Raw genomic sequence first — 13,205 nt, forward strand, 5'->3', positions numbered from 1 at the left:
CGCTTCTTTTCGTCTGACCGGACAATTGTCGCAAGAACGTCACTCGAGGTTTGGGCGGGGGCATGGTATAACTACTTATGTGAAACATTGAACAAGAGGGGGTTTTTTATGAAACGGCTAGGATTTCTTATGATTGGACTGATATTTCTACTTTCCGCCTGTACGACGAGCGAGGCGGGTGATGCGACCGAGACGTTCACGTACGTCGAGTACGCGCTCCCGCTCGACGAAAAAGTGAAGCTCGGGGACGGGGCCGACGAGATCGTCTTCGTCTTCGACTACAGTTGCCCGTGGTGCAAGAAGTGGATGGAGAGCGTCTTGCCGGAGATCGAGGCGCGGTGGATCGAGACGGGGAAGGTGTCGTTCAAAGGACAGGCGCTCGCCTTGTTGAACGAACGGTCGCAACGGCTCGCGAGCGTCGACGCGAACGCCGAACGGTTGATGCCGGACCGCTATTACGCGCTTCAGCGCCAAATCGGGATGGACTCGGGAACGGACGACTTCGGGACGGAGGCGTACGTCCATCGGCTCGCCGCCTTGTTCGACGTGGACGCTGAGCTGCTCCTCGCGCCGCAGATTGACGAAAGCATCCAAAACGCGCGGCTCTACACACGTGACCTCGGCGTCGAATATGTCCCGACCGTTTACGTGAACGGCATCAAGTTGCTCGATGCGTTCAGCCTCGATGAGATGGAGCGCGTCTTGAACAAAGACATCCAAGCGGGTGACGTCGTCGACGTGCCGGCTGAGTGAACGACACCCGCTGATTGCTCAGCGGGTGTCGTTTTGTCCACAGGCGATGCCGTCGAGATCGGTGTCGAACGTGAGGAGATAGGCGTCGTGTTCGAGCGGGACGCCTTCCGGATAAATCGCGTTCAAGTCCTCGCACGAGCCGTACGTCTCAAAAAAGACGATGTCTTCCGTTTCGTCGGGCGTTGTGTCCATCAAGCGCTCGGCGTCCGCGAGGGCGAGCGTGAGCGCCTCGTTCATCGCCTCGGCCTCACGGAGCCGGTCCTCGAGGGCATAAATCTCACCGCGCTGCGCCTTGATGACGTCTTCTAAATCAATCACCTTCAAGAACAGGTTGTCTTTCATCGTGTCCTCGCGGGCGGCGTAGCGGGCCTCGAGCTTCTCGGTCACGTCGCGCTCGATTTGAATCGCTTGCCACGCCAAGTCGTCGGCATGTTCTTCCTCTAAGGCGAGCAACCGTTCCGCGTAGTCCGTCTCCGTCATCACGCGCGCGTTCGAGGCGTCGCGCGACTCCCGTTCAAGTTCGAACGTATACGTGCTCAAGCCGATGAGGAGGAGACAGAGGACGGTGGCGAACACTTGCAGTTTGATGCGTTCGACGGGCTCTTCGGCGAGCCAAATGAAGATCACGCTCAGCGTGGCCGCGACACAGGCGGCGATGATCCATGTCATGACGGTCATCCGTATCCCTCGCTTCCATAGTCTACTCGTCTTTTCCACGTTCGATTCAAAATGAAAGGGAACGAACGAGCTCATGAAAAAAACACGCCGGCATGGCGTGTTTAGCGTGACAGGTACGGTTTGACGAACTCGTCGAAGACGTGTTTGTCGAGTAAGTAACGGTCGATGAAGTATGGGGCGTTGTCGTTCGTGATCGGGTTCGGGCTCAAGATGAACGCATCGGTGAACCCGGCCGACTCGGCGATGGCGGTGACGGCGTCGTCCGTCTCCCCGAACGGATAGGCGATGGCGGTCGCGTCAATCCCGAGCTGTTCGTTCAAGGCGGCCCGGCTCGCCTCGAGGTCGCGTTTGAACGCGTCGTGGTTCGCCGGGTCAAGGAAAACGGCCATCCCGTCCTCGATGTAATGCATATCGTTCGTGTGCGACCCGAAATCGGCGAGTCCGCTGTCTTTCATCGCTTCTAACTCATGCCACGGAGCGAGGTTCAAGTTTTGGAACGTCTCGCCGACGTGGCCGGTGATGACGAACAACGTGAACGGGACGCCTTCTTCACGGAGGACGGGGAAGGCGTTCTCGTAGACGGTATGGTCGACGTCATCGAACGAGAGCCAGACGCACTTCTCAGGAATCGCTTCGCCGCGCACGTATCCTTCGATTTCACCGAGCGTCGCGAAATGGACGCCGGCTTGCTTCATCCAACGAATCTGGTCTTGGAACTCGTCGGCGTAGACGTTATACCGTTTCAAGTCGTCCGACCCGGTCAACGTCTCGACGATCTTGTTCCATGCGTGTGGCTTTTTGACACGGTGATAGTTGAGCCCAAGGCAGACGCCGTCTTTCGCGACGAGCATCGGGTCCGGCGTATCCGGCCGCTTCGAGGTGACGTCGTTCACTTTCCACGTCACCCCGGCGATGATGACAAGGGCGAGGAGGAGTTTAAAGACTTTGCTCACTTCGTCAACTCCTTTACCGGGTTATCGGTGAAGACGATGACTTTCTCGGTCTGTAGGCGCACGATTTCCGACTCATCAATCAATCCGAGCGCTACGAATTCTTCCGTCGTCGTCGGGGTCGGGGGCTTACGGCGTCTGAGTGAGCCATAGCGTTGCTTATTGTACGTGCGCCAGACGAACAAGATGAGCGCCGAGGCGAGGAGTGACAGGACACCGAAGGCGAGCAGCCCACGGATGTCGGCGTTCGTGACGTTCAACGCGGTCTTGAGCGTGGCGATGTTGCGGTCGTTTTGACCGAGCGCCGCACTGAGGAAGAACCAGCTGACGACGAACGTATACGTCCAAAATACGAGCGTCAAGAAAACTTCGATACTTTTTCGGATGAAGGAGCGCTTCGTCTTGACGAGGACGTCTTGACCTATAAGCTGCTCCGTCTCGTGCCGCGATCTGGAGAGTTCCATGTCGCATAGCCTCCTTTCACTGTCGAGCGGATGGCCCGCGGCGTCGCCGCGATGACGACGAACGTGTTGAGCATCCAATAGATGACCGGGTACCAGGCGGCCCAGACGTAATAGCGGAAGACGTTATCGTACCGCGCATCGTTCCAAAGCGAGATGAGCAACTGGATGTGGCTAATCAAGACGAGCGCGAACGAGTTGTACGTGAACCAGACGAGCATCTGTTGTACCGTGTCGGCCGTCACGAACAAGTAAATCGTGACGACGAGCCACGCATACGCCCAGAGGACGCTGATGACTTGTTCGATATAGACGGGCCAGATGCGGCGTTGGCGCCAGTCTTTGAAGATGTCGAAGTGACGCAAGACGACTTCTTGCCCGCCTTGCGACCAACGGACCCGCTGCTTCCAAATGCCCGACAGTGATTCCGGGACGAGCATCCAGCAGATGGCGCGCGGCTCGTAGCGAATGTCCCAAAATTTCTTTTGGAGCTTCCACGAGACGGCGATGTCTTCGGTGATCATGTCCCGGTCCCACAGCCCGACCGTGAGGAGCGCTTTTTTGCGGAACATGACGATGACGCCAGAGACGGTCATGATTTTCCCATGACGCGCTGCGTGCGCTTAATCGATCCGATAATCGAGGCGTACTCGACGATTTGCATCCGGCTGAGAAGCGTGTCGCGGTTACGGATGCGCGGGTTGCCGGTGACGGCACCGACCCGTTCGCCGCCTTTTAGGAAGTGGCGGACGAGCTGGTACGGGGCTTCTTCGTCGAGGAACGCGTCCGAATCGACACAGAGCAAGTATTCGGAGTGGGCGGCATGGGCGGCCATGTGGAGGGCGTTCGCCTTGCCGCGGTTCTCATGGCAGTCGATGACCCGGAGCCGATCGTGCTTGTCGGCGAGCCCGATCAAGAGGTCGCCGGTTCGGTCCGAGCTGCCGTCATTGACGGCGATGATTTCAAGGTTTGGATACGTCAGGCGATCGAGATATGTAATCGTCTCTTCAATCGTCTCTTCCTCGTTGTAACATGGGACGAGGATGCTGATGAGCGGCCATTCGCGCTCGTTCAAATCAAGCGGTTTCTCTTGTTCACGCGTCAAGCTGAACAAGACGGCGCCAGAAATCCAAAACAGCGCCATGAAAAACGGGTACCAAAAGACGAACTGTGCGAGCGGTTCAATCCATGGTGCCAAGTCGAGCAAATAAAATTGTATAAAAAGGTCCCCTTCGTACGGAATAAAAATGAAAGATGCTTGTATGATAGCACCGTTTAAACTGATTCCTATATGTTTTAATAACTTGTGAAAGACGTCACGATACTAGAATGAATACGTCTTTTTGCAAGGGAATTTTGGTAAAGAAAGAGAATACATCAAAAAAAGCATTTGACGGTCGTCAAACGCTCTTCTCTTGCCGATTGCGATCTCTGCGCCACTTCCAAACGATGAGACCGATGATGAGAAGTAATGGGGCGGCCACCCATGGACGGGCTTCCAAAATGGAGACGATTTCGAAGATGGAGAGCCAACCGCTCACCATGATCAAGATGAGAAGGAAGGTTTTCAGTCCCCCCCGGACCGGAAACCAATAATAGATGAAGAGTGTAACTAAAAAGAAAGCGAGTAAGCCCATGCGGTTAGTCCTTTCTAGCGTCATTTTGACCCATTATAGCACTTCCCCGCGCCAGCGCGCACTTCCGAGCCGACCCGTCACCCTACCAAATGAAAAAAGTCAGTCCCGAAAGAACATTCGAGCGCGTTATCGCCTTCCCTTCATCCCGGCTTTTCGCTACTGTTGAAGGGAGCATACCGAAGGAGGAACTAGCGTGAAATTTGGAATCATTGGTTTAGGCTACGTCGGATTGGCCACGTTGTGCGGACTCGCGAAAGCGGGGCACGAGGTCATCGGCGTCGAGAAACACATACCAAAACTCGAGCAGTTGAAAGGCGGCACGGTCCCGTTCCACGAACCGGGTATGGCCGAAGTGCTCTCCGAATATCAAGACGCGATCACGTGGACGGACGATGTCGGGCTCGCGTCAGGTGCCGACTACGTCATTCTCGCCGTCGGGACGCCGAGCCGCGAAGATGGCAGCTGTGACTTGTCACACATCGAAGCGGCGCTCGCCGCGTTCAAGACACCGCAAAAGATCATCATCCGGAGCACGGTGCCGCCGGGGACGACGAACGTCTTGAAGGTGATGTATCCGGCGCACACGTTCGCCATCGTGCCGGAATTCTTACAGGAAGGACGCGCCTTGGCGGACGTATTGAAACCACATCGCGTCGTCATCGGCAGCGATGACCTCGAGATGTGTGAAGAACTCGCGGGCATTTACGGCCGCCTCGGCGTCCCGCTCGTCTGCACATCACCGATTAACGCCGAGTTCATCAAGTACGCCTCGAACGCGTTCCTCGCGACGAAAATCAGCTTCATCAACGACTTGTCTCGTCTCGCCGACAAGGCCGGGGCAGACATCACGACGATCGCCGACGGCATGGGGCTCGACCCCCGCATCGGGCGTTCGTTCTTGAACGCTGGGCTCGGGTACGGAGGATCGTGTTTCCCGAAAGATATGGCCGCGCTGCTTCACGTCGCGCAGGAGAACGGTCTCGACTTACCAGTCATCCGGGCGGCTGCGGAGACGAATGACGCCCAAATCCGTTACTTGTTGTCGAAGCTCGACGTGACCCGCGGCATGCGCGTCGCCTTCCTCGGGCTCGCCTTCAAACCGGGGACGGACGATATGCGTGACGCCCCGTCCATCGCGCTCGCCCAGCAGCTGCTCCTGCAAGAAGTCGAAGTCATCGGCTACGACCCGCTCGCGACGTGGGACTACCGCCAAGCCGACACGGTGGAAGAGGCGCTCGACGGAGCAGACTACGCCATCCTCGTCACCGAGTGGGAAGAACTCGTCAACTTGAAACCGGAAGCGTTCGCCGGCATGCGTCAACCGCGCTTCATTGACGCCCGCAACGCATGGAAGTTCGCCCGCGACCCGCGTGACGTTCAATACGAGGGCGTTGGTCGGATGCAACAGAAGGTGAATCCTTCGACGTCGAAATGAACAAAGACGAGACCTCAACTGGTCTCGTCTTTTTGTATGCGTGCTTCTGCCCACGCCATGAACGTCATGGCGTCGAGCGGTTCGGTGAAGTAATACCCTTGCCCAATCTCGACCCCTTCCTCAATCATCCGCTTCAACTCAAGTTTCGTCTCGATTCCCTCGGCGACGAGGACGAGCCGTTGTTCCCGTGTGAAGCGGGCGACGGCGCGCAGGAACGACAACGAGTCTTTCGCCTTGCCGCTGACGTACATACGGTCGATTTTCACTTCATGAATCGGAAGATGCCAAATCGCCTCGAACGACGCGTAGCCGGTCCCGAAGTCGTCGATGGAGAGGCGATAGCCGTTTCGGGCAATCGTCTCGAGCTGGCTCAAATCGGTCGGGTACGTCAACAAGTCGCTCGACTCGGTCAACTCGATGACGAGCCGGTCGGTGATCCACGGATGCGTCTCGGCCGTCTCCGTCAACAAGTCGACGATCGCTGCGTCGAGACAACGGGGGGACAAGTTGTAGGAGACGGTGAGCGCCGACAGCGACGTGTCATGCCAACGGAGCAACTGTTCAATCACTTGTTCCAACACGCTGAGCGACAGCCATAAAATCTGATCCGACTTCTCGGCGATGCGGATGAACTCGTCGGGACTGATTTTCCCGTGCGTGTCGCTGTCCCAGCGGGCGAGTGCCTCTGCCCCGACGATGGCGCCCGTCTTCAACTCGATTTGCGGATGGTAGGCGACGTGAATCGCGCGTTTCTTTATGGCGTCAGGCAGAGTCCGCTCAACCAAGGCGAGCCGCTCGACTTGCCGGAGCACGTCCGCGTCGTACCAGACGAAGCGGGTCCGTTGCTCGATGGCGAGTTGCAGCGCGTTCATCGCTTGTTTCAACGCCTCGTCATACGACTGCATCCGGACGACCGTCATCCCGCATTGGCTGTCGAGCGCTTGGCGTCGCGTCCGTTCATCCCAGTCACGGGGGAACAAGTCCTCGACCTCGTCCTTGTCTTCGGCGTCCAAGTCTTGAATGTAGAGGAGGAGGGTGTTGTCACGGTAACGTCCGAGCAGGCTCGTCGCATATTTCTTCAGACGGGCCTCGAGCCGGGAGACGAGCCGTTTGAGCGCCGCTTCCGCGTAAGCCGTTCCGTACCAGTCGGACAAGTGTTGATAGTCGTTCACTTTGAAGACGAGGAACACGCCGTTCGTCGCCGTGAGCCCTCGTTTTCGATACGTCTGAGCGAATCCGTACGCGTTCAACAGGCCGGTCGCGTCATCGTAACGGACGAGCCGGTCGACTTCTTGCTCGCGGACGATTCGCTCGGTCACATCCTCTAAAATGATGTAGTAATGTCGGTGATTGCCGACCTCGAGCGGCAACAGCTTGACGCTCATGTAGCGCCGCGGCGTCTCTTCAAAGAAGAGGAGGAACTCGCTCGGCCGCTGTTCCCGTTTGACGTGGGCGAGGCCATCCTCCCAGATTTTGCGCCCGGTCGCTGTCAGTAGCTGAGTGAACTCGTACAAGTTCCGATTGCCGAGCAGTCGTTCGAACACGTCGTTGCGTTCGATAATCTCGAACTTATCGTCAATCCAGGCGATGGCGAGCCCGGTCTCCGTGAACAGGGACGCCCAACGCTCATGCACTTCGGCGAGCTCGAACGATTTCGCTTCGAGATGGCGGACGGTGAGCGACATGTCGCGAGCGATTCGTTTCAACTCCTGTTCGACCGGTGCGAAATCGTGCCGGTCCGGGAACGAGTTGGCCGGGGGTTCAAGCATCGGGTCGATGGCGAGGGCGCGTTCCTGCAGATGGACCAAGTCGAACCGATAGCGGTAATAATAGCGGACGAACCCGTACGACAGCAAGGCGAGCGTCAACATGCCAAAAATCAAGGTGAACACATAAAATGACTGTTCTTGACGTCGTTCCGTCTCGAGCGCCGCAAGTGCCTTGTCGCTGATGGCGTCGAGCATACGCTGGGTCTGGTCGTAGAAGGCGATGGCGCTCACGTAGCGCGCCTCGTACGGGACGTCGGGGTTCGACAGTTGGTCGAGTGCGGTGAACGCCTGATTGATGCGATCGTCGACCGTGTCTGACAAAATCGGGCGATCGAGCACGAGATTTTGCAACAAGGCTTGTTCCGGGAGGAGTGACGCTTCGAACTCCGCGAGTTGGTCAGTGTCCGGGTCGGCGACGAAAACGCGGTCGATGTTTCGCGTGTACGCCATCTGGAGCCGGAGCAAGGCGTCGGTCGCCTCGTAGAGCGAGCTGTCTTGATTCGTCTGGCGCAGCCCGTCATAGATCCAACGGCGGTCGAGCGACTTCAATAAATCGAACGGCACGAGCCGGAACCAATCCGTGTCGATGCTCGTCGTCGCCGCCTCGATATTGTCGGAGAAGGCGAGCACGGCGTCACGTTCCCGATCGGAGAGGCCGACGTGGACGTCATTGATGAGCGAGCGGTTAAAGGCGAGCGCCTGATCCCGATATTGGTCTGAGACGAGTGTGAACGTCTCGGCACGTTCGATCTCATACTGCCGGGCGACATAATAAAGGATCAAATGGCTCTCGACGCCGGACACGTCTTTCGCGTACGTCATGTTCGTGATGGCTTGGCGCGACGTCTCGGCTTTTTCTTTCCAATAATAGCCGCTCCAAAACGTGAGCAACACGACGGCGACGAACGAGAGGGCGAACAAGACAGTGAGGACGGTGCGGAACGGGACATCGGCGAACGGGGAGCGGCGCATATCGGACCTCCTTTCGAATCACATAACGCTTCCTTTCTTTTCCTGATTCGAGGGAACGGAAAACGACAACGTGATGGAAAAGGCGAGCCTGTTTTCGTGAAACGACAACGACCCGCCGGGGGCGGGTCGTCACGCGTTCATCTGTTCTTTCGTCGGCCCCATGACACCGGGGACAGTGAGGCCGGCTTGCCGGAGCAGCACCGTCATCTGGCCGCGGTGATGCGTCTGATGGTCGAGCATCATCCGGAGGACGGCGCCGCGCGGGGTCATCGTGCCGTGCACGTTCACTTCTTCGAGAAGATATGATTCGGTGAACGATTCGGCCGCCTCGGCGATTTCGTTTGCATAGCGTTCGTACTGAGCGGCAATCACACCCGCCGTGGTCGGTTGGGTCAACGACTTCAGTGCCGACAACCGGAAGCCGAGCAAGTTCGTGAAGTAGCCGAGTGCCGTCGTCACGTGCCACCCGATCCAACCGAGCGAGTTGTGCCCCGGGACGATCGATTGCGTGATCGTCTCGTCGGTGACAGTGCGGAGCACGTCGAGCGTGCCGGCCGATGATTTCGTCCAATCCGTGATGAAATCTTGTTTCGTGCGATACATCGAATTCCTCCTTCTGTGTTTCTACCACCAGTATACGGGAGAACCGCTGTTTCGCGTGCATCTGACGATTGTTGGAACGAAACGTATGTTTTCACGTAGAATAGAGAAGACAGGAGGTCTCATCTATGTGGATTTTAGTACTCGCGGCACTGCTCATGTTCTTCCTCGGCTTCGCCGTCCATCGACTCGGCTGGCATTTCCTCATTTCCGGCTATAACACAATGAATCAGGAACGAAAGGCCCGCGTCGACATCAAGTCGGTCGCAAGACTCATCGGGATCATGGCGTACGGCATCGGCGTCATCTTTCTTCTCATCGCCGCTATCGAAGCGTTCCGATTGAACATCCCGCTCGAACCGCTCTTCATCGCGCTGTTGTTGTTCGTCGTCGTCACGCTCTGGCGCGCCCAGAAGTATGACGGGAACATCTTTGACGAGTCGGGCCGGCTCCGTCCGGATGGGAAGAAGCGCCTCATCCCGCTCGCGATTGTCAGCGTGCTGTTGTTGACGGTCATCCCGGGGCTCATGTTTTGGTTCTCGCAACCGACCGAGGTGACGCTCACCGAGTCGGCGCTCGTCATCGAAGGTGCGTACGGTCAGGCCGTGCCGTATGCCGACATGACGGCCATCACGCTGACGTCGTTCCCGGGCATCGAACGTCGGCAGAACGGGTCGGCGACATCATCACGCCTCACCGGCAACTTCCGCACGATTTATAAAGAAGACGTGCTCCTCTTCATCAGTCGGGACGTCGCCCCGGTCATCCGCATCGATTGGAGCGGCAAACCGATTTACTTGAACCTCGAGACGGAACAGGCGACGAGGGCGTTGTATGGGGAGGTGGTGAATCGATGAGTCCATGGTACACACGCAACATGCCCTTCTTTTTCCTGACGTTCTTCTTCCCGCCGCTCGCGCTGCTCTTGCTCGTCTGGCGCTGGGACAAGTTCACGACGGACAGGGGTATCAAGCTATTCTTCACGGTCGGGATGACGGTGTTCATCGTCTTCGGGCTGTTGCCGCGCGGGTCGCTCCCGATCGTCTTGCCGATCATCTTCAGCTTGATCATTTTGAAGCTAATCCTTAATGGAATCAAACGAAAGACCGGCTGACGAATCGTCAGCCGGTCTAGGTCTAGCGACAGGTCACTCATGGTGGCCTGTTTTTTCATGGACCCACGCCTCGAACGCGTCCGCTTTCAGCGCCGGGGCGTAGTAATAGCCTTGTCCGAGCTCGACGCCTTCAGCGAGGATACGGTTCAAGTCTTCTTCGGTCTCGATGCCCTCGGCGAGCGAGGTGAGCTTCTGTTCGCTCGCGAACCGGGAGACGGCGCGGAGGAACGACGTACTGTCTTTCGCTTTGCCGCTGACGTACATGCGGTCAATCTTCACTTCTTGAATCGGCAAGTGCCAAATCGCTTCGAACGAGGCGTATCCGGTTCCGAAGTCGTCGATTGACAGGCAGTAACCGAGGTCGGCGATATCTTCGAGACGGTCGAGTTCGCTCGTATGCGACATGATATCGGCTGACTCGGTCAACTCAATCTTCAGCCGGTCCGGTAACCACGGGTACGTCTCAATCTTATCGCGCAGTTTCGCGACGATCGACGGTTCGACCGAGTGGGCGGACAAATTGTACGATAGCGAGATCTCGGCGAACGGTGTCTGTCGCCACGTGACGAGCTGGTCGATAACCTGGTCAAGAATCGAGTGCGACAGCCAAAGGATTTGGTCGGACCGCTCGGCGATGCGGATGAACTCGTTCGGCGGGACGTGGCCAATCTCAGGGTGATGCCACCTCGCGAGCGCCTCGGCCCCGACGACCTTGCCCGTCTTCAGCTCGACTTGAGGCTGATAGGCGACGGTGATTTGGCCTTTTGAGATCGCATCCGGCAGCGCCTGTTCAATCAATGCGGCCCATTGGAGCTGGGCGAGGATGCTCGCGTCGTACCAGACGAACGGGGTTCGCGTCTCTTTGGCGTGTTGGAGCGCCTTCGTCGCCTCGAACAGACAGTCCGTATAGTTCGGCGTCGTGTGCGTCGCCCCGATTTGGACGTGGACGGTCTGGCGTTTGCCGTTGATCAAGAGCTCGGTCGGGAACAGCTCCATCAGTTCATGCTCGTCTGCCGCGGCGAAGCCCTTGACATACAGCATGAGCGTGTCGTCCCGGTAGCGCCCAAACAAGTGCTGGGCGTACTTCGCGAGCCTGTCCTCGACGTGGCGCGCGAACTCGGTCATGAGCAGGTCCGCATACGTCGCGTCATACCAGTCGACAAGATGGTGGAAATCGTTCAGCTTGATGAGGACGAACGCCCCATCGATGTCTTGTTTCGCCCAAGCCTGGACGAAACCGTACTCGTTATACAGGTTCGTCGCCATGTCGAACCGGACGAGCCGGTCGACTTTCCGCTCCCGTTCGACGCGCTCGGTCTCATCTTCAAGGATGAGGTAATACGTCAACGCCTCACCGCGTTTGAGCGGGATAATCTTCATGTTCAAGAAGCGGACGTGCTCGCCTTTCAAATGCAGGATGAACTGGGCGCTCGTCCCGTGCTCGGTCACACCGTCGAGCGCTTCGCGGAACAAGCGACGTCCCGTCTCGGTGAACAGTTGGTTGATTTCGTACAAGTTGCGGTCGCCGAAGAACTGACGGAACACATCGTTTCGTTCGAGGAAATCGTACGCGTCATCGACGAGGGCGATGGCAAGGCCAGTCTCGGAGAAGAGCGACGACCAGCGCTCGTGATAGCGCAGCAAGTCCGTCGACTGCGTCTCGAGCGTGTGGACGGTCGAATGGACGCTCACGGCAATCTCTCGGAGCTCGTCCTCGATACCGCGGAAATCATGGCTCACCGGGAACGTCGACTCGACCGGCTCCGTGCTCGGGTCGATGGCGAGCGCCCGCGCCTTCAAATGATCGAGGTCATGGGCGTACGCTTTCCGGGTGAGGCAGAGGGCGGCGAGGAGGCCGAACGACAAGAGAATCGTCAACAGGAGCGCGGCGATGGCGAGCGCCCCGTAGCGATTCCCTTCCGAGGCGAGCGTCGTCTCGGACGAGGAGCGAAGCGAGCGCAGGACGTCATGCGTGTCTTCATAGAAACTCGTGCTGTTGACGTAACGGGCCTCGAGCGTCGACTCGGACGTCGCGAGCCGGCCGAGGGCGAGGGCGCTCTCGATCAAATCGGAGACGGCGCGGGTCCGTAGTGACGGATCGGTTGCGACGATGTCTTCAATCAAGCGGGCCTCGTTCGCGAGCGGGGCGACCTCGATCTCGAGCGCCTCGGCGTCCGGTGTCTCGGCGAGCAAGTTCGGCACGTTTTGGACGAACGTCATCTGCATGCGCATGACGGCGTCCGCGAGTTCGTATGCGGTGTTCTCCTGCGCCGTGCGCTCAAGCCCTTGGTACAACCAACGCCGGTCGATCGACTCGACGACATCGAACGGGACGATGTCGAAGCGGCCCGTGTCGAGCGTCTCCTCGAGGCGTTCCGAGAAGGCGAGGAGCGCCTCGCGTTCCCGTTCGTTCACGCCCGTCTCGAAGTCTTCACGGAGCTGGATGTTGTACTGGAGCGCCCGTTCCCGGTACGGGGCCGAGAGAAGAGTCGTCGGTTGGTCCGAGTTCGTCTCATACAGCCTTGCCGTCTGATGGAGGACGAGATAGGCCTCGACGCCCGCTAGGTCGGCGGCGTGGTTCAAGTTCGTCACCGTTTGGTCGACGGCGGCATGCTTTTCTTTCCAATAATAGCTGAGCCCAAGCCCGAACGAGAGCACGCCGATGAGGCAGGCGATGGCGAGTCCCATCGTATAAATCCGATACGGGATTTTGGCGAAGCGATCTTGGCTCATCGGACACCTCCTTTTTTCTTCTTATCTTATCTCGCATTTCGCATCTTCGGTACGGAATCCTGCATATCGAAAAGAAAACCCGACTAAGGTCGGGTTTTCAAGG

The 13,205-nt window shown here is 58.0% G+C and carries 13 protein-coding genes; 4 read left to right on the plus strand and 9 right to left on the minus strand.

Annotated elements, in window-relative coordinates; genetic code table 11:
- Window positions 1-108: 108 nt before the first annotated feature.
- Window positions 109-753 (plus strand): DsbA family protein, encoded by a 645-nt coding sequence (locus KB235_RS04915; RefSeq protein ID WP_034817326.1) that lies wholly within the window; start codon window positions 109-111, stop codon window positions 751-753.
- Between the two features lie 18 nt (window positions 754-771).
- Here the strand turns inward: KB235_RS04915 and KB235_RS04920 are convergent, their stop codons facing one another.
- The 6 genes from KB235_RS04920 to KB235_RS04940 all read right to left on the minus strand — a co-directional run bounded on the left by KB235_RS04920 (window position 772) and on the right by KB235_RS04940 (window position 4,479).
- Window positions 772-1,431: a hypothetical protein gene (locus tag KB235_RS04920; RefSeq protein ID WP_034817324.1), complete on the minus strand. Its 660-nt coding sequence runs from the start codon at window positions 1,429-1,431 to the stop codon at window positions 772-774.
- 101 nt (window positions 1,432-1,532) lie between these two features.
- Entirely contained in the window at window positions 1,533-2,384 is an 852-nt protein-coding gene (locus KB235_RS04925; protein ID WP_211780598.1) for a polysaccharide deacetylase family protein, read from the minus strand.
- Window positions 2,381-2,845, minus strand: a complete 465-nt coding sequence (pgaD, locus tag KB235_RS04930; RefSeq protein WP_211780599.1) for a poly-beta-1,6-N-acetyl-D-glucosamine biosynthesis protein PgaD — start codon at window positions 2,843-2,845, stop codon at window positions 2,381-2,383. Before pgaD ends, KB235_RS04925 begins: the two co-directional genes overlap by 4 nt.
- The gene (locus tag KB235_RS15755) at window positions 2,803-3,438 is read right to left on the minus strand and encodes a glycosyltransferase family 2 protein (protein WP_276514419.1); all 636 of its coding nucleotides are present in this window, start codon (window positions 3,436-3,438) and stop codon (window positions 2,803-2,805) included. The genes pgaD and KB235_RS15755 overlap by 43 nt, the downstream gene beginning before the upstream one ends.
- Window positions 3,435-4,040 (minus strand): glycosyltransferase family 2 protein, encoded by a 606-nt coding sequence (locus KB235_RS15760; RefSeq protein WP_276514420.1) that lies wholly within the window; start codon window positions 4,038-4,040, stop codon window positions 3,435-3,437. The genes KB235_RS15755 and KB235_RS15760 overlap by 4 nt, the downstream gene beginning before the upstream one ends.
- Before the next feature lie 202 nt (window positions 4,041-4,242).
- Entirely contained in the window at window positions 4,243-4,479 is a 237-nt protein-coding gene (locus KB235_RS04940; protein WP_034817380.1) for a hypothetical protein, read from the minus strand.
- Window positions 4,480-4,672: 193 nt separating this feature from the next.
- Between KB235_RS04940 and KB235_RS04945 the strand changes: the two genes are divergently transcribed.
- A complete protein-coding gene (locus tag KB235_RS04945) occupies window positions 4,673-5,914 on the plus strand; it encodes a UDP-glucose dehydrogenase family protein (protein ID WP_211780600.1) in 1,242 nt (413 codons plus the stop codon).
- A 14-nt stretch (window positions 5,915-5,928) separates the two neighbouring features.
- On the opposite strand, the gene KB235_RS04950 is transcribed toward KB235_RS04945, so the two are convergent.
- Window positions 5,929-8,655 carry an EAL domain-containing protein gene (locus tag KB235_RS04950; RefSeq protein WP_211780601.1) on the minus strand — a complete coding sequence of 909 codons (2,727 nt, stop codon included), beginning with the start codon at window positions 8,653-8,655 and terminating at the stop codon, window positions 5,929-5,931.
- Window positions 8,656-8,784: 129 nt separating this feature from the next.
- Window positions 8,785-9,258, minus strand: a complete 474-nt coding sequence (locus KB235_RS04955) for a DinB family protein (protein WP_211780602.1) — start codon at window positions 9,256-9,258, stop codon at window positions 8,785-8,787.
- A gap of 125 nt (window positions 9,259-9,383) precedes the next feature.
- Between KB235_RS04955 and KB235_RS04960 the strand changes: the two genes are divergently transcribed.
- Window positions 9,384-10,112, plus strand: coding sequence for a DUF3784 domain-containing protein (locus KB235_RS04960; RefSeq protein ID WP_211780603.1), 729 nt, complete (start codon window positions 9,384-9,386; stop codon window positions 10,110-10,112).
- On the plus strand, window positions 10,109-10,369 hold the full coding sequence (locus KB235_RS04965) for a hypothetical protein (RefSeq protein ID WP_211780604.1): 261 nt from the start codon (window positions 10,109-10,111) through the stop codon (window positions 10,367-10,369). The genes KB235_RS04960 and KB235_RS04965 overlap by 4 nt, the downstream gene beginning before the upstream one ends.
- Window positions 10,370-10,402: 33 nt before the next feature.
- Here KB235_RS04965 and KB235_RS04970 read toward each other — a convergent pair whose 3' ends face one another.
- Window positions 10,403-13,102 (minus strand): EAL domain-containing protein, encoded by a 2,700-nt coding sequence (locus KB235_RS04970; RefSeq protein ID WP_211780605.1) that lies wholly within the window; start codon window positions 13,100-13,102, stop codon window positions 10,403-10,405.
- Between the last annotated feature and the right edge of the window lie 103 nt (window positions 13,103-13,205).

This window comes from Exiguobacterium alkaliphilum (assembly GCF_018138125.1).
Classification (GTDB): Bacteria; Bacillota; Bacilli; order Exiguobacteriales; family Exiguobacteriaceae; genus Exiguobacterium; species Exiguobacterium alkaliphilum.

Bases quoted from the DNA above. Each gene is read 5' to 3' on its own strand.
- KB235_RS04915 (WP_034817326.1), top strand. From the start codon at position 109: ATGAAACGGCTAGGATTTCTTATGATTGGACTGATATTTCTACTTTCC.
- KB235_RS04920 (WP_034817324.1), bottom strand. From the start codon at position 1,431: ATGACCGTCATGACATGGATCATCGCCGCCTGTGTCGCGGCCACGCTG.
- pgaD (WP_211780599.1), bottom strand. From the start codon at position 2,845: ATGGAACTCTCCAGATCGCGGCACGAGACGGAGCAGCTTATAGGTCAA.
- KB235_RS15755 (WP_276514419.1), bottom strand. From the start codon at position 3,438: ATGACCGTCTCTGGCGTCATCGTCATGTTCCGCAAAAAAGCGCTCCTC.
- KB235_RS04940 (WP_034817380.1), bottom strand. From the start codon at position 4,479: ATGGGCTTACTCGCTTTCTTTTTAGTTACACTCTTCATCTATTATTGG.
- KB235_RS04950 (WP_211780601.1), bottom strand. From the start codon at position 8,655: ATGCGCCGCTCCCCGTTCGCCGATGTCCCGTTCCGCACCGTCCTCACT.
- KB235_RS04955 (WP_211780602.1), bottom strand. From the start codon at position 9,258: ATGTATCGCACGAAACAAGATTTCATCACGGATTGGACGAAATCATCG.
- KB235_RS04960 (WP_211780603.1), top strand. From the start codon at position 9,384: ATGTGGATTTTAGTACTCGCGGCACTGCTCATGTTCTTCCTCGGCTTC.
- KB235_RS04965 (WP_211780604.1), top strand. From the start codon at position 10,109: ATGAGTCCATGGTACACACGCAACATGCCCTTCTTTTTCCTGACGTTC.
- KB235_RS04970 (WP_211780605.1), bottom strand. From the start codon at position 13,102: ATGAGCCAAGATCGCTTCGCCAAAATCCCGTATCGGATTTATACGATG.